The sequence below is a fragment of the Streptomyces sp. NPDC051310 genome, assembly GCF_044455245.1.
Classification (GTDB): Bacteria; Actinomycetota; Actinomycetes; order Streptomycetales; family Streptomycetaceae; genus Streptomyces.
Window position 1 is genome coordinate 116,777 of sequence record NZ_JBITEO010000002.1, and the last position, 13,615, is coordinate 130,391.

23 protein-coding genes are annotated in these 13,615 nt (G+C 69.1%); 8 read left to right on the forward strand and 15 right to left on the reverse strand.

Annotation, left to right across the window (positions count from 1 at the left end):
* Nucleotides 1–3: 3 nt before the first annotated feature.
* From ACIA79_RS03150 to uraD, 4 genes are all read right to left on the reverse strand, one after another.
* The gene (locus ACIA79_RS03150) at nt 4–1,404 is read right to left on the reverse strand and encodes a nucleobase:cation symporter-2 family protein (protein ID WP_399426392.1); all 1,401 of its coding nucleotides are present in this window, start codon (nt 1,402–1,404) and stop codon (nt 4–6) included.
* Nucleotides 1,405–1,476: 72 nt separating this feature from the next.
* Nucleotides 1,477–2,400 (reverse strand): factor-independent urate hydroxylase, encoded by a 924-nt coding sequence (gene pucL, locus ACIA79_RS03155; protein ID WP_399426393.1) that lies wholly within the window; start codon nt 2,398–2,400, stop codon nt 1,477–1,479.
* 7 nt (nt 2,401–2,407) lie between these two features.
* A complete protein-coding gene (uraH, locus tag ACIA79_RS03160) occupies nt 2,408–2,806 on the reverse strand; it encodes a hydroxyisourate hydrolase (RefSeq protein WP_399426394.1) in 399 nt (132 codons plus the stop codon).
* Nucleotides 2,803–3,351 carry a 2-oxo-4-hydroxy-4-carboxy-5-ureidoimidazoline decarboxylase gene (gene uraD, locus ACIA79_RS03165; RefSeq protein ID WP_399426395.1) on the reverse strand — a complete coding sequence of 183 codons (549 nt, stop codon included), beginning with the start codon at nt 3,349–3,351 and terminating at the stop codon, nt 2,803–2,805. The genes uraH and uraD overlap by 4 nt, the downstream gene beginning before the upstream one ends.
* Before the next feature lie 770 nt (nt 3,352–4,121).
* Here uraD and ACIA79_RS03170 point away from each other — a divergent pair.
* Nucleotides 4,122–4,364, forward strand: coding sequence for a helix-turn-helix domain-containing protein (locus ACIA79_RS03170; protein ID WP_399426396.1), 243 nt, complete (start codon nt 4,122–4,124; stop codon nt 4,362–4,364).
* 36 nt (nt 4,365–4,400) lie between these two features.
* Here ACIA79_RS03170 and ACIA79_RS03175 read toward each other — a convergent pair whose 3' ends face one another.
* Nucleotides 4,401–4,616, reverse strand: coding sequence for a hypothetical protein (locus ACIA79_RS03175; protein WP_399426397.1), 216 nt, complete (start codon nt 4,614–4,616; stop codon nt 4,401–4,403).
* 152 nt (nt 4,617–4,768) lie between these two features.
* Between ACIA79_RS03175 and ACIA79_RS03180 the strand changes: the two genes are divergently transcribed.
* From ACIA79_RS03180 to ACIA79_RS03195, 4 genes are all read left to right on the forward strand, one after another.
* Nucleotides 4,769–5,005, forward strand: coding sequence for a GntR family transcriptional regulator (locus ACIA79_RS03180; RefSeq protein WP_399426398.1), 237 nt, complete (start codon nt 4,769–4,771; stop codon nt 5,003–5,005).
* A gap of 36 nt (nt 5,006–5,041) precedes the next feature.
* Nucleotides 5,042–5,203 (forward strand): hypothetical protein, encoded by a 162-nt coding sequence (locus tag ACIA79_RS03185; protein ID WP_399426399.1) that lies wholly within the window; start codon nt 5,042–5,044, stop codon nt 5,201–5,203.
* Between the two features lie 9 nt (nt 5,204–5,212).
* A complete protein-coding gene (locus ACIA79_RS03190; RefSeq protein ID WP_399426400.1) occupies nt 5,213–5,413 on the forward strand; it encodes a hypothetical protein in 201 nt (66 codons plus the stop codon).
* Nucleotides 5,414–5,546: 133 nt separating this feature from the next.
* Complete coding sequence (locus tag ACIA79_RS03195; protein WP_399426401.1) at nt 5,547–5,864, forward strand: hypothetical protein; 318 nt, start codon at nt 5,547–5,549, stop codon at nt 5,862–5,864.
* A gap of 24 nt (nt 5,865–5,888) precedes the next feature.
* On the opposite strand, the gene ACIA79_RS03200 is transcribed toward ACIA79_RS03195, so the two are convergent.
* The 3 genes from ACIA79_RS03200 to ACIA79_RS03210 all read right to left on the reverse strand — a co-directional run bounded on the left by ACIA79_RS03200 (nt 5,889) and on the right by ACIA79_RS03210 (nt 7,846).
* A complete protein-coding gene (locus ACIA79_RS03200; RefSeq protein ID WP_399426402.1) occupies nt 5,889–6,797 on the reverse strand; it encodes a Ku protein in 909 nt (302 codons plus the stop codon).
* Between the two features lie 185 nt (nt 6,798–6,982).
* Nucleotides 6,983–7,498 carry a hypothetical protein gene (locus ACIA79_RS03205; protein WP_399426403.1) on the reverse strand — a complete coding sequence of 172 codons (516 nt, stop codon included), beginning with the start codon at nt 7,496–7,498 and terminating at the stop codon, nt 6,983–6,985.
* Nucleotides 7,499–7,672: 174 nt separating this feature from the next.
* Nucleotides 7,673–7,846, reverse strand: coding sequence for a hypothetical protein (locus tag ACIA79_RS03210; protein ID WP_399426404.1), 174 nt, complete (start codon nt 7,844–7,846; stop codon nt 7,673–7,675).
* Nucleotides 7,847–8,303: 457 nt separating this feature from the next.
* Between ACIA79_RS03210 and ACIA79_RS03215 the strand changes: the two genes are divergently transcribed.
* The 3 genes from ACIA79_RS03215 to ACIA79_RS03225 are packed head-to-tail and all read left to right on the forward strand — an operon-like array spanning nt 8,304 to nt 10,046.
* Nucleotides 8,304–8,471: a hypothetical protein gene (locus ACIA79_RS03215; RefSeq protein WP_399426405.1), complete on the forward strand. Its 168-nt coding sequence runs from the start codon at nt 8,304–8,306 to the stop codon at nt 8,469–8,471.
* Nucleotides 8,472–8,505: 34 nt separating this feature from the next.
* Nucleotides 8,506–8,955 (forward strand): hypothetical protein, encoded by a 450-nt coding sequence (locus tag ACIA79_RS03220; RefSeq protein ID WP_399426406.1) that lies wholly within the window; start codon nt 8,506–8,508, stop codon nt 8,953–8,955.
* Nucleotides 8,952–10,046, forward strand: coding sequence for a tyrosine-type recombinase/integrase (locus ACIA79_RS03225; protein WP_399426407.1), 1,095 nt, complete (start codon nt 8,952–8,954; stop codon nt 10,044–10,046). The genes ACIA79_RS03220 and ACIA79_RS03225 overlap by 4 nt, the downstream gene beginning before the upstream one ends.
* 86 nt (nt 10,047–10,132) lie before the next feature.
* On the opposite strand, the gene ACIA79_RS03230 is transcribed toward ACIA79_RS03225, so the two are convergent.
* The 7 genes from ACIA79_RS03230 to ACIA79_RS03260 form a co-directional block, all read right to left on the reverse strand.
* A complete protein-coding gene (locus tag ACIA79_RS03230) occupies nt 10,133–10,477 on the reverse strand; it encodes a hypothetical protein (RefSeq protein WP_399426408.1) in 345 nt (114 codons plus the stop codon).
* Nucleotide 10,478: 1 nt separating this feature from the next.
* Entirely contained in the window at nt 10,479–10,646 is a 168-nt protein-coding gene (locus ACIA79_RS03235; RefSeq protein WP_399426409.1) for a hypothetical protein, read from the reverse strand.
* A gap of 212 nt (nt 10,647–10,858) precedes the next feature.
* Nucleotides 10,859–11,302 carry a hypothetical protein gene (locus tag ACIA79_RS03240; RefSeq protein WP_399426410.1) on the reverse strand — a complete coding sequence of 148 codons (444 nt, stop codon included), beginning with the start codon at nt 11,300–11,302 and terminating at the stop codon, nt 10,859–10,861.
* Nucleotides 11,302–11,652, reverse strand: a complete 351-nt coding sequence (locus ACIA79_RS03245; RefSeq protein WP_399426411.1) for a hypothetical protein — start codon at nt 11,650–11,652, stop codon at nt 11,302–11,304. The genes ACIA79_RS03240 and ACIA79_RS03245 overlap by 1 nt, the downstream gene beginning before the upstream one ends.
* A 22-nt stretch (nt 11,653–11,674) precedes the next feature.
* Nucleotides 11,675–12,646 carry an N-acetylmuramoyl-L-alanine amidase gene (locus tag ACIA79_RS03250; protein WP_399426412.1) on the reverse strand — a complete coding sequence of 324 codons (972 nt, stop codon included), beginning with the start codon at nt 12,644–12,646 and terminating at the stop codon, nt 11,675–11,677.
* A 65-nt stretch (nt 12,647–12,711) separates the two neighbouring features.
* Nucleotides 12,712–13,203 (reverse strand): hypothetical protein, encoded by a 492-nt coding sequence (locus ACIA79_RS03255; protein ID WP_399426413.1) that lies wholly within the window; start codon nt 13,201–13,203, stop codon nt 12,712–12,714.
* On the reverse strand, nt 13,200–13,613 hold the full coding sequence (locus ACIA79_RS03260) for a hypothetical protein (protein ID WP_399426414.1): 414 nt from the start codon (nt 13,611–13,613) through the stop codon (nt 13,200–13,202). Before ACIA79_RS03260 ends, ACIA79_RS03255 begins: the two co-directional genes overlap by 4 nt.
* Between the last annotated feature and the right edge of the window lie 2 nt (nt 13,614–13,615).

Below are 13,615 nucleotides of genomic sequence, written 5' to 3' on the forward strand. Positions count from 1 at the left end.
ACCCTAGGAGGATTTGAGTGCCGGGACCGTGTGACGGCTCCGGGTGCCGAGATGGTGGAAGAACAGGTTGAGCAGGACGGCGACGAGCGCGCCCGCGCTGATTCCGGAGCCGAGCACGGTCTGCGCCCAGGCGGGGAATCCGGCGTAGAAGGTGGGTGCGGCGAGCGGGATGATGCCCGCTCCGAGCGCGACGGCCACCAGGATGATGTTGGAGCTGTCGTCGAGCCCGGCCTCGGACAGGGTACGGATGCCGCTGACCGCGATCGAGCCGAACAGGACGATACCGGCGCCGCCGAGGACGGGCATCGGGACGAGCGAGACGACCGCGCCGAGCACGGGAAGGACCCCGAGCACGAGGAGCGCGCCGCCGGCGGCAGCGACGACGTAGCGGCTGCGGACCCGGGTCAGGGAGACGACGCCGACGTTCTGGGCGAAGGCCGAGGTGGGGAACCCGCCGAAGACGGGGCCGACGAGGGTGGCGATGCCGTCCGTGCGCAGGCCGCGGGTGAGCGTCCTGCCGTCGGTGCGGCGCTCGCAGATCTCGCCGAGGGCGAGCATGCCGGCGCTGGACTCGGTCATCAGCACCAGCATCACGATGCACAGGGAGAGGATCGCGGCGGGCTGGAACTCGGGGGCGCCGAAGGCGAAGGGTGAGGGCAGCGCGGCGACGGGCGCCTCGCGCAGGGCGGTGAAGTCGGCCATCCCGAAGGGGATGGCGGCGAGGGTGCCGATGAACAGGCCCAGCAGGAGGGCGATCTGCTTGACGAAGCCGCGGCCGAAGCGCTGGAAGATCAGGATCACGACGAGCGTGAAGGCGGCGAGCGCGAGGTACTTGGCGGCGCCGAAGTCGGCGGCGTGTGGGTCGCCGCCCTGGGCCCAGCCGACCGGTACGGGCATCAGGGTCACCCCGATGAGGGTGATGACGACGCCGGTGACCAGCGGAGGGAAGAAGCGGAGCAGCCGGCCGAAGAAGGGGCCGACGGCGAGGCAGAACACGCCGGCGATCATGACTGCGCCGTAGATGGCGGGCAGTTGGCGGCCGGGGGCGCTGGTCTCGGCGATGGCGAGCATCGGCGCGATACCGGCGGAGGAGGCGGCGTTGACGAACGGCAGCCGGTTGCCGGCGAAGTTCGTGACGCCGATGGTCTGCAGGATGGTGGCGAGGCCCGCGATGAGCAGACTCGCCGCGATCAGCCGGGTCATCCCGGCGGCGTCCAGGCCGACGGCCTGCCCGATGATGAGCGGCGGGGTGACGACGCCCGCGTACATGGCGGCGACGTGCTGCAGCGCGGCGGGCACGAGCCGCGAGAAGGGGAGCTTTTCGTCCACCGGGTGACAGGTGGTCTTCTCCGGTGGGGTGGAACACGGGCCTTCCGGTGCCGGCCCCATTGCAGGCTGTGCCATGTGGTGGTCCCTCCGGTCCGGTGCCGCCCCGCCCGGCTGCGGGCGGTGGGCGGGGCGGTCATCGGCCTGGCGTCAGAGGTTGGTCATGTCGACCGGGATCTTCGGCTCCACACCGTCCCGGAGGATGGTGGCCTCGATGAGGCCGTACGGGCGGTCCGCCGCGAAGTAGACCTCGTTGTCGTTCTTGAGCCCGAACGGCTCGAGGTCGACCAGGAAGTGGTGCTTGTTCGGCAGGGAGAAGCGCACCTCGTCGATCTCCGACCGGTTGTTGATGATGCGCGCGCCCATCTGGTAGAGCGTCTGCTGCAGCGACAGCGAGTACGTCTCGGCGAAGGCCTGGAGCATGTGCTTCTTGACCTGCTCGTAGGACTTCTCCCAGTTGGGCATCCGCTGCTCGTCGTCGGTCCAGTTGAACCGCCAGCGGCCGGAGACCTGGGTGGCCAGGATGCGGTCGTACGCTTCCTTGAGGGTCGTGTACTTGTCCTTGACGTAGCCCCAGAACTCCGAGTTGGTGGAGTTCATGACGACCAGGTCCTTCAGGCCGGATATGACCTGCCAGTTCTCACCGTCGTAGGTGATCTCCGAGACGCGGGTCTCCTGGCCCTTGCGGACGAAGGAGTGCTTGACCTCGTCCGCGCCGATGAACTTGGAGTTGGCGTCGGAGGTCTCGATGCGCTCCCAGGCGTACTCCTCGATGCGGATGCGCGCCCGGTGGATCGGCTCCTGCGACGTCACGAAGTGACGGGCGAGGTGGATGCCGAACTGCTCGGCGGACTCGATGCCGTACTCCTTGGCGAACGCGTACACCGTGTTCTTGGTGGTGTCGGTCGGCAGGACGTTGGCGTTCGAACCGGAGTAGTGCACCTCGTCCATGTCGCCGGAGAGGGCGACCGAGACGTTCAGGTCCTTGATGTGGTGGGTGTCGCCGTCCCGCGTGATCTTGACGACGCGGTTCTCTGCTTTGCCGTACTGGTTCTGGCCGAGAATCGTGGGCATGTGTCTGCTAGCTCCCTCGGTAAACGGAGTAGCCGAACGGGTTGAGCAGCAGCGGTACGTGGTAGTGCTCGCCCGGTACGACGGCGAACGTGATCGCCACCTCCGGGAAGAACGCGCCGCTGTCCCTTACGCGGGGGGCGTCCTGCTGCGCCTCGGCTTGCTGGTTGTCGAACTTCGCGAAGTACGCCTCGGTCTCGAAGTCGAGACGTACGTGGGTGGTGCCCTCCGGCAGGGCCGGCAGGTCCTTGCAGCGCCCGTCCGCATCGGTCTTCGATCCGCCGAGCGCCACCCACTCCGCGTCGCCGCCCGCGCGGGCGGCGAGGGAGACGGCGACGCCCTCGGCGGGGCGTCCGATGCTGGTGTCCAGGATGTGTGTGGACACCGAGGCGGTGGTTTCCGTGCTCATGCGGCGCTCTCTTCCTCGACGAGGCGGGTCAGGCGGATGCGGTTGATCTTGCCCAGTTCGGTGCGGACGATCTCCCGCTCCTCCTCGGGCGAGTGGGCGATCCGCTCGCGGACCGCGTCGCGCATCTGCTCGCCGGTCCTGCCGGTGGCGCAGATCAGGAAGACGTGTCCGAACTTCTCCTGGTAGACCAGGTTCAGTTCGAGCATCTCCGCCTTGAGCGCCTCGGAGGCACCGGCCATCCCGCTCTGCTCCCGGGAGGAGGTGGGGTCACCGGGCTTCGGGCGGCCGATCGGCGGGTGCCCGGCCATCGCCTCGGCCAGGTCCTCCGCGGTCAGCTCGGCCATGGCGGCGTCACTGGCGAGGAGGAGGGCTTCGGTGGTGGCGTACGGGCGCTGGGCCAGCAGCGTGCTGCCCCAGGCCGTGCTGGCGCACACCTCGTGCAGGGCGGCGAGCGCGTCGCTGTCCGCGGAGGTGTTGAACCGGGTGAGGCCCGCGGGGGCTTCGGGGGACCGCTCCTCCGAAAGGCGCTGTGAACTCGACGTCACGGGAGCCTCCGTGGCTGTTTTTCGCTGTGCTTTGACGGGCTGCGGATAGCTAACGCCCTCCGTCGACGCCCCGTCAACACTTTGTTGAAACTTCGGTGACACAAAGGCCGCCATCCCGGCATATGGACGGCGGCCCTCCACGCAGAGTGCCCAGTCACTGACCCTTCGCGGCGTTCTCCCTGTTCAAGTAGCTGCTCTCACACCCTTCAGCCACTCCCTCGCATGTGGATACATGCAGGTACTGGCCGCCCCAGGTCCATCCACGCCTCCTCAGAGTGCCTCCCAAGAAGTCCAGAAGTCCACATCCCGTCCACATTGAGGGTCTCCAGCACTCAGCCAGCGAGCGGGGCACTCACTCACCCGTTCGAGTGAGGTGACGGCAAACCCTTTCCCCCTGCATCGATACGTGCGTAGGATCCAGTCCATCTGGGGAGGGCGCGCATACACGCGATCCCTGAGGCACCCCCCACGCGTAGACCGGTGGGGAAGATGGTCGGCGGGACTCCGGTCCCGCTGGTGGAGCCTCGACTCCACTGGAACGCCCCCCGCCGAGTCTGTCGGCGGGGGGCGTCTTATTGCCGAGACTAGACCGTCCCACCCCGATGCCGGGGTGGGACGGAGACGCCTTGGCGAGATCTTGGCGTCGACGGCCGGTCAGTGGAGGCACCCACACGACCAGCCGCCAGCATCGTGTACCCAGACATCGATGATCCAAAAATGCCTATCGCCATAGGCTGCATCATGATCGCCCGGGGTCGACTGTTTGTCGAGTGCCAGGAGTACCCCGCCCGCCCGACCCGCCATGGATCATCGAAGAGCGGCGGCGCCTCGGCGTCCGTGTCCGCGAGGCGAGGGAACGCGCGAACCTCACCCAGGAGGCCCTGGAGGAACAGGCTGGCGTGAAGCGCCTGACGCTCCAGCGCATCGAGTCCGGCGCAACCGACGCACGCATTAGCTGGCTCATTCGCATCGCCCGCGCCATCGACATCCCCGTGACTGATCTTCTTAGGTAAGCCGCCTGCCGGGTCCGCCGTCCCGGCAGGCGGAGCTCAGGGGCAGCAGCGGCCGGCGTACACGGGAGTGTCGAGCACGTGCGCGCCGTCGCGGCCGCGGGAGATACCGACGAGCCGGGCGCCGGTCGGGATGGCGGCGCCGCACCACACGCAGTTCCATCCGGCGTACTGCCCGACGGTGAGTTCCTCGACGTCGGGGATCTGTCGCACGCCCTCTGCCGCGGTCGCGGCGGGCTCGGTAGCCTCGCTCATGCCGTCAGCCCTCCAGCTGGTGGCCACGCCCCCGGGCCGGTGCCGCCGGTCGCGGGGGTCTTCTGCTGGCCCGAGACTACGGCAGGCGTGCTATGGCGTGCTAGGTATGCCATGTCTCGCGTAGTGCGGTATGCCGTGCCTAGCGTGGCTAGGTGATCGAGTTTGCCCCTGACCAGCCGCGATGGCGGCAGGTTGCCCAGGTGATCCGGGAACGGATCGAGGACGGCACCTACCCGCCGCGCACCCGCATTCCGAGCGTCCTGCAGCTGCAGGCGGAGTTCGGGATCGCCGCGGCGACCGGGCAGAAGGTGCACCGTGCGCTGCGCGAGGAGAACCTCATCTACACCGAGCCGGGGCTCGGGTCGTTCGTCTCCCCGTCGGCCGACTAGCCGCCGTTGTCAGACCTGTCGCCTACCCTGGACGGCATGGGTGGGGACCTGAGCGCCGAGGCGATCAACCAGGAGATCCGGGAGCTGTGGGCGCGCGCCGGGGGCCGCCTGTCGCCGGAGCAGCGGATGGAGTACACGCGGCTTGTCGTGGCGTGGGCCGCGGCGTCGGGGCAGGGCGAGGTCGCCGAGGCGGCATAGGATCCGCCCGTGGCAATCGAACTAACCCCCGACCTGATCCAGCTTGAAGAGCGCGCCTGGGCTGAGCAGCAGGCCGGCGCACTGACCGTCGAGACCGCGCTCGCCGTACAGCAGGCGATCACCGCCCACGCCGAGGCGACCGGAGAGAACCGGTACGAAGTCGAGCGGGAGCTGAAGCGGCACGTCCGGCACCCCGAGCCCGCAGCCTGACACGTCTCCGCCCCGGTGCATCACGCCGGGGCGGGTCCGTGCAGCAGCGCCTGCCAGAAGGCGCGGATAGATAGGTCGAGTGTACGAGCGGGCACCGACAACGGCAGGGATGGCGGCGCGTAGGGTCGAGAGGGTGAGCAGCGAGATTCCGGTTCCGCAGGAGGAGCCTCCGTGGAGCGGGGGGCCGTGGCCGCGCGTGACGTCCTGGGTGCCCGGGCACCGGCCCGCGCTGCGGGTGTGGACCGGGAGGCGCTGGCTGTATGCCGAGGTGCAGGCCCGTCACGACTACCCGGCTCCGGACGGCCGGGTCGTCTACCTCGTGCTGATGCCGGTCCGGGACGATGCCCACTCGGTGCGCGCCTATCGGTGGCCGCAGCCCGGTCTGCGGGTTGCCCACGGGCCGCGGGAGCCGTCGGAGCAGCCCAGCCACATCGACTCGGCCACGGCCTGACCCGGCCGCGGTACGAGGCGCCGACTAGGACGCCTTCTTCTTCCGCGGCGTCGTCTTCTTCGCCGTGGTCTTCTTGGCGGCCGTCTTCTTTGCCGGCGTCTTCTTCGGGGCGGGCATCTCGTGCACGGTGGCGTGCTCCCCGGTCTCGCCGCGGGACGCGCGGGCCTGCTCGACGGACGCGTTGAGGGCGGCCATCAGGTCGACCAGCTGCCCCTCGGGTTCCGGCGCGGCGCCGCCTACGGGCTGCGGCTGGCGGTGCTCGGCTTTCGCGTGGATGAGCTCCTGGAGGGCCTCGCGGTACTCGTCCCGGAACTCGGCGAGGTCGTCGGTGGTCATGGCGTCGATCAGCGCGACGGCGCCGTCGACCTCGCTGTCTCCGATCTCCACCGCGGGCGGGGCGACGGCGGAGGAGTCGCGGATTTCGTCCGGCCAGCGCATGGCGTGCAGGGCGATGACGTCGCCGTCGAGGACCTGCAGCAACCCCAGCCTTTCCCTGTTGTGCCACGCGAACTTCGCGATGGCCACCCGGGCGGAGCGCTTGAGCGCCTCCCGCAGCAGCTTGTACGGCTTCGCCGCGACCTGCCCGTCGGCGGCCAGGTAGTAGGAGTCGCCGATCCGGATAGGGTCGATCGAGGAGGCCGGCACGAACGCGACGATCTCGATCGCCTTGGCCGTGGGCAGCGGCATCGAGTCGAGCTCGGCGTCCGTGACCGGCACGACCGTGTCCTTGGAGAGCTCGTAACCGCGGCCGATCTCGTGCTGCTCGAGCACCTTGCCGTCGAGGTCGCAGACCTTCTGGTAGCGGATCCGGCCGCCGTCCTTCTCGTGCACCTGGTGGAACGAAATGTTGTGCGATTCAGTCGCGCTCAGGACCTTGATCGGGATCGTGACCAGGCCAAACGAGATCGCGCCGCTCCATACCGGCCGGGGCATCGTGCACCTCCAGGCTGCCCCCCTGGGGTGGATACCCAGACTATGAGGACCGGCACGGATGTGGCATCTCCACCGCATCCTCGCGGTCGGCGATCCGGCACCGAGACGGGCGCCTCCGGGAAAGCGAAGCACGCGGGGTACACGCCGGTGCCGGCGTGTACCCCGCGTGCGGGATCGTGCGGGTATCAGCAGGCGTAGGTGGTGCCGTCGGCGGCGGTGTTCCAGTTGCAGGCGGTGATGCTGCCGGTGGCGGTGTTGTTGTCCAGGCTGCCCGGCTTCTTCAGCCGCAGGTCCGGGTTCTTAGCGGTGCTGGTGTTCAGTAGGACGTGGCGACCGTAGCCGCGGTAGATGTGGTGCGCGCCGCTGCTGTCGCGGTAATGGCGGCCGCTGCCGGTGTGCACGTAGGCCTTCGCGCCAGCCGGCAGGCTGTACGACGGCAGCGCGCGGCCGTAAGTGTTGGTGGTGATGTCGGGGATGTAGCCGCCGGTGTTGACGGCCCGGCTGGTGACGTTCTTGATGACGAAGTACTCGCCGTTGAGGTTCCGCTGCGCGCCGTTGAGAGTGTCGGGTCCGGCGGCGTTGGGCCTCACGTGCGTGAGCATCAGCGCGCCGGTGGTGGAGGCGGCCTGGCTGGGCGTGGCCAGGGCCACCACGGCGAGGGCAGCAGTAGCGAGTGCGGCAGTGCGTGCGGTGCGGTTCACCAAGGGCCTTCCGAAAAAGGGGGGGGCGGCATCCAGACGGTGGCGATCATCCCACCCAGACAGGGCTGCAGATGCCGGAATCGGCAAGAACGACCACGGGCTGGAGCACATCCGCACGCGCGCCAAGCCTCCCGTGGGGAGCCGGGAGGCGGCGCGGCGTAGCGGCGCGGAGGGTCAGTCGCCCACGGTCCCCTGCGACCAGTCCTCCATCAGCGCCTTCAGCTTCGGGTGCCTGTCGAAGTACTCCTGGTCGGTCAGCTCCACCTCCTCGTCGGTGTCCCGGACGACGGTGCGGACCCAATTGCCGTCCGGCATGGTCAGGGTGCGGGGTCGGTAGGCGTTGTCCATGAGACCTCCAAACTCGGTGGGCGCATGTGCCTGCCCTCCCGGGGGGAGGTCGGGAGGGACGGCGCGGCCCCGCCTGCGCGGTCGACGCAGGCAGGGCCGATGCGAGCTACCCGACGGGGGTTCGAGTGCCGCACCAGCAGAATGCACCTGAACCAGCCATGGCGGTAGATGTGCGGCTGGAATATGTCGGTGGTGCACAGGGGCTGACATGAAGCACGCGTTCCGCCTAACGTGATCAGGCGGCCGCCGATTCGTTCGCAGCGGCCCGAAAGGGCGTGGGTGTGCACCCACTCTCGGTGGCCGCACCTACTTCAGGGAGGCGACATGCGCCGCGACAGCGTCTGGGGCTGACCCCACACGACAACGCCCCCACGGCCGGCTGGCAACGGGGGCGTTCGTGCGTCGCCTGGTTGGCGGAAGCCGTGTGACCGACGTCGGCTCCTCATGTTGGGTGTGCATGAACTACACCGAAACAGAAGACCGGGCCGCCAAGGACGCGGGCGTCATCGTTCTCTATCTCGACGCCACGGAGGCACGACTTACCCTTCGCGCCTTGGACGAGGCCGAGGGCCTCGCAGCAGCGCGCGCTCGGCTCGACAAGCTCATCAGGGGGCAGGGCGAGTAGCGCATAACGTTCCCTTATGCGCTAGAATTTGAGCATGATTCAGGCGCCCGGAGGCACCCCCGACAAGGAGCTCCGCACCGACCGCAGCCCCGAGACGGTCGAGTTCCTGTACGGCATCGACAGCAGCGTCGCCGACGACGACCGGTTCTACGAACCGCCGCACGTCGTGAAGTTCCGGATCACGAAGAAGACGCCGAAGCGGATCTACTACATCCCCGGGAACTTGGGGCGCCCAGTGCAGCGGTTCGTGGACCGCGTCGCGCTGGAACGGGACGGTAAAGTCCGGCGACGTTCGGCTGGCTGGTGGGAGCCCGACGCGACGGTCTACCTCAACCCGCCCGTCGTGGAGCAGGCAAAGCAGCCGGACCTCGCCGAGTTGAAGGCGGCCATGGCGGCTGCGCATCCTGACCGAGGCGGAAACGATGCCGAGTTCATCGCGGCTCGTGAGCGGTACCAGCGAGCCCGGACGGACAAGGCCGCGTGACCAACCAGCATCTCGCCACCCAAGCCGGGCAGTCGATCGCGCTGCCCGGCTCGGACCTATTCGAGGAGGTCCGCCGCAAGCTCATCGACGACCTTGGTGTGGTCCAGGTCGGCCGCCGTGGGCAGGAGCGCATTTACCGGCCCCGTGCCGAGCTTCTCGCCGAAGCTGTCACCACCGAGACGTTCGTGATGATGATGGACTGGTTGTCCTCCACCCGTCGCGGCTCGGTGAACACGAAGCGGACCTACGCCGACGACATCCGCCGTATCTGGGCCGCCTACGCTCAAGAACTCGGGCATGAGCGGTTCGCCCTCGGCTGCTTCAACGCCGACCACATCCGCGCATGGCGTATCCGGATGGAAGCTCAGGGCGCCTCACCGAAGTCGATCGGCCGCTACCTCAACGCTCTGTCCTCCCTGCACGTCTACGCCGCAGAGAAGATGGACCTGCCGAAGAACCCCGTCACCCAGGACGACCGGCCCAAGTTCGACAAGGGCAACACGTCCACGAGTACGCCGGTGCTGGAGCTGGATGAAGTCCAGGCTGTGGCCGCGCAGGCGGAGAACGAGTTCGACCTGCTCATCGTGATGCTGCTCTACACGCTGGCCGGCCGCGTCTCCGAGATGTGCGCCGCCGACCTGGACGCCCGCGTGGAACGCGGGCGTCGCTCATACATCGACCTCACTCGCAAGGAAGCGAAGGAGCGGCTGTTGCCTCTACCGCTCTCTGTCGCCGAGCTGCTCGACGCCCACACCGAAGGCCGCGAGGACGGGCCCCTGCTGTTGGACTCCAAGGGGCGTCGGCTCGACCGGCACGACGTCGCACGGCTGCTCGCCCGCCTCGGCCGCAGAGCGAAGGTGCTGCCCGGCCGGAAGCTCACACCTCATGTCCTCAGGGCCAGCCGCATCACGCACATGCTTGACGCCGAGGTCCCTCTCGCCGAGGTCCAGGCATTCGCCGATCACGACAACCCTGCCACCACGGTCGGCTACTGGAACCGGCGGAACAAGGGTCAGCGGAACGCCGCCCACGTGGACGCTGCGGAGGCTGTGTTCGCCGACATCACCCCAAGGTTCCGGCAGGACGCCTGACCTGGGGTATGGCATGTTATCGAGAGCTGTGACACCCAATCAGGGGACAGCAAAGCCCCTCCCGCCCGGAGGCGAGAGGGGCTTCTTCACTTCGGATTGCCGGTCGGGTTGCCGGGCTTCCCGCGCTTTATCCAGCGTGTGACGGTCTCGACGGTCGCCGGATCGAGCTTGGCGAGCCGGGTGACGGCGGTCGCGTCGTCCGCGGTCTTCACGACGCCCGAGTCGACGAGCGCCGCATCGAGCATCATGATGTGCGCCGTCTCCTGTGCCGGCTGGGTCGGCGTCTCCGGATCCGGAGGCGGCTCGACGGGTGGCGGCGGCGGGGGCGGTTCGGGGGGTGGCTCCTGCCAGCCCAGGTCGACCTGCGTCTCCAGGTCCGCAGCACCACGATCCGGGCGCCGCTGCACAGGCCGCTCAGCAGGAATCTCCATGTCAGACTCCAGTTCGGTTGTACTCCTCCACCAGCGGGTGCGGGTCCGGGGGCTTGCCAACCGGGTCACGGGCCCACCGGTAGAGCTCGTCCACCGTCCAGGAGAACGCGCGCAGGAGCGTCTCCATCCGTGAGACGCGGCCGCGGAGCCGGCAGTTCTCTTCGTCCACCCGATTCACGCTCGCCTGCAGTACTGCTAGGTCGGCCGCCTGCCGCGCAGGGGCGGCGGCTGCTTGTGCCGCGGCTTCCGTGGCTGCGGCCGTGGCGCGTGTCGCCTCTGCTGTGACCTGCGCGGCTCGCACGGTGGCACGGGCAACGAACCAGCCTCCGCCGCCCAGCACGGTCCCCGCCGCGGTCACGACCGCCGCCCATTCGCCCACGTTCATCCGCCCTCAGCTTTCCGGGCACGCCGCGGGGCTGGGGGGACCGAGTACTCGGGCACCGTTGCGGCCCAACAGATGACCCCCACATGTGAGGTCAGGTACCAGACCGCGACGAAGCCGCCGCGGGAGTAGTCGCCGCTGATGACGGCGGCGAGATAGGCGATAGCCCACACTGACGGCGGAATCAGTGCGGCCACGAAGCCGAACCAGTCGCGGCCCACGCGCAGGAACGCGGAGCCGAAGGTGACGAGTCCGGCGGTGATCCACAGCCATGACCACAGGCGGATGTCGCACACGCTGGTCAGGAGCCCTAGCCCGTCGGTGGGGGGCGGGTCGACGAGGAAGGAGATGCCCCAGCAGGACTTGCCCGTGCCTGCGATGGCGAGGAAGACGCCGCGACGGCCCAGGTGCTTGTACAGCCGCCGGGCCGCACGGCACCCCACTACACGCCCCGGACCGGCGCCGACGGGGTGGTCGGCGACACCTGAGCTCGGGTGAGGAGGGTCAGGCCAGCGAGGACCACCGTGTTGATGGCGCCGACGGTTTCCTGGGAGACGTCGTAGCCGAAGGTGGCGACGAGCACGGCTCCGGCGGCGACGATCGCGGTGAAGGCCTGCGGGGCGATGGGGCGGGTCATGGCGGCTGCGATGCCGCCGAGAACCGCGGTGACGAAGCCGACGATGCCGCCAGCCATCTCTGCGGTCAGGCCGGTGATGCCCAGGCTGACGATGAGGCCCAGGACGGCCGCGAGGGTGTTGATGACGACGACCGGTTCTCTGCCGAAGATCTTCATGGTGCTCCGTTCTTGTGGTGGGTCAGGCCGCCCAGCGGAGGCAGCGGATCAGGCGGTGCTCGACCTTGGCGGGCTTGTCGGCTCGGAGTTCGAGCTTGAGCTGGACGCCGTCGGCGAGCCGGCCGGGCCGGGTGAGGGTGACGTGGAGGGTGCCGTCGGGGCCGATGACGCCGCCGTCCATGGGCAGGTCGTGGGAGGCGCGGCCGGTCGCCACGGTCAGGTCGTGGAAGCGGCCCTCGACGCGGGTGCCGGGCTCGCCGGTGACAGTGACATAGGCGGTCGCGCTGTACGTGCACGGGCCCTGCAGAAGCGCGGTGTCGTCGGCCATGCGGAGCAGGGTCCACACGGACTGCGGGAGCTCCGGCCCGCTGGGCTCGATCTCGGTGACTACCTCGGGCACGGGGTCCTCCTCTGCGGGAGCGGGCTGGGGTACGGGGGGTGCGCTGGGCACGGTGACCGGGGTGCCGCCGGTCGCACGCCGGACGATCTCCGGGAACACAACGTCCTTGAACTGCCGCACGCGGGCGTCACCCGGGCAAGCGGTGCCGCCGGTAGACCACGCGGGGTGCAGCCTGTGGTAGCCGAAGCCGGGGTCGTCGTGGCTGCGGCAGATCCGCAGCGGGATGTCGTGCCGCTGGTGCAGCCACACCCCGAGCCGGATCAGGGCCTCGAGCTGGGCGTCGGTCCACGGGTCGGTGTGCTCGAGGTTCGACGCAGTCTCGATGGACACGGCGCCGGTCCCGTCCGGGCGCCGGTTCGCCAGGTAGTTGGCGTCGGCGCGGGTCTCGGTGCCGATGTACTGGCCGAGGTCGCCTTGGTACCCGAGGCCGAAATGGGAGTCCAGATTGGTGGACTGGGCCCAGTACTCGTACATGCGGCGCGCGGTCCACGGGGCGGCGATGCTGTGCAGGATGAACTGCGTCGGCCGGATCGCGGGCTGCGTGTCCGACTCGGGCTGCAACTCCATCCGGGTCGCAGCGGGATACCAGGCCATGAGGGCTCCAGGAATACGAGAGCCCCGGGCCGGGACGGCGCGGGGCGGGCGGTGGACGGAGTTGCTCAGGTGGTCTCGTAGGTGAACGTCATGTGCAGCTGGCCGGTGTTGGCCCAGGTGACGGGCACGGTGGAGGTGGCCTGCGACAGGTTCGAGACGGCGGAGCTCGCGGGGAAGAACGGCAGCACGCTGGTGCCGCTCGGGCTGATGACGACGTTGCCGGCGTACCGCTGGGACTGGAACGCGTGCGCGGACCCGACCCGGGTGCCGGTCGCGGCGGAGGTGAACGGCGCGGTGAACGCCCACACGCCGCTGCCGTAGGTGGTGGTCGATCCCATCGTGACGCTGATGTGCACCCAGCACGTCCGGCCGTACCGCATGTACCTGCCGCTCAACGTCCCGTTGCCGATGGCCGGGTTGGTTGTGGCCGCGGTCCACGTCGGGGTGTACGAGGTCCAGGCCGCGAGCATCGTGTTGAACTGGTCGCGGATCTCCTGGTTCATGATGGCGGCGGTCACCGTCTCGCCGACCGCCCAGGTCCGCGGGGTGAACGTCACGGCGTACCCTCACCGACTACCGGCGCGTCGGGGTTCATCGGGTCGGCCGGGTGCCACCAGTTGCGGTACTTCGGCATCTGCGACATGAGGCTGGCCTCGACCGCGGCGACGTCCTCGGGGTAGATGACGGTGGCCATGCCCCACCCGCACTCGGTGCAGCCGGCGCGCTGGTCGACCGGGGACGACACCTGCGCCGAGCCGCACACGCAGTCGACCAGCCAGCGGTTCTGGTTGATCCGCGCGTAGTACACGGTGTCGACCACCTCGGCGGGCGGCTCAACCGTGCGGCCCATCCGAGAGCTGTACCACTTGAACACCAGCTCGGCGCCCGGCACGTCCTTCCACGCGTCGCGGGGCATGGACAGCGGCGGGGTGTAGAACGTCTCGGCTCTGACCACGGCGATCGGCATGA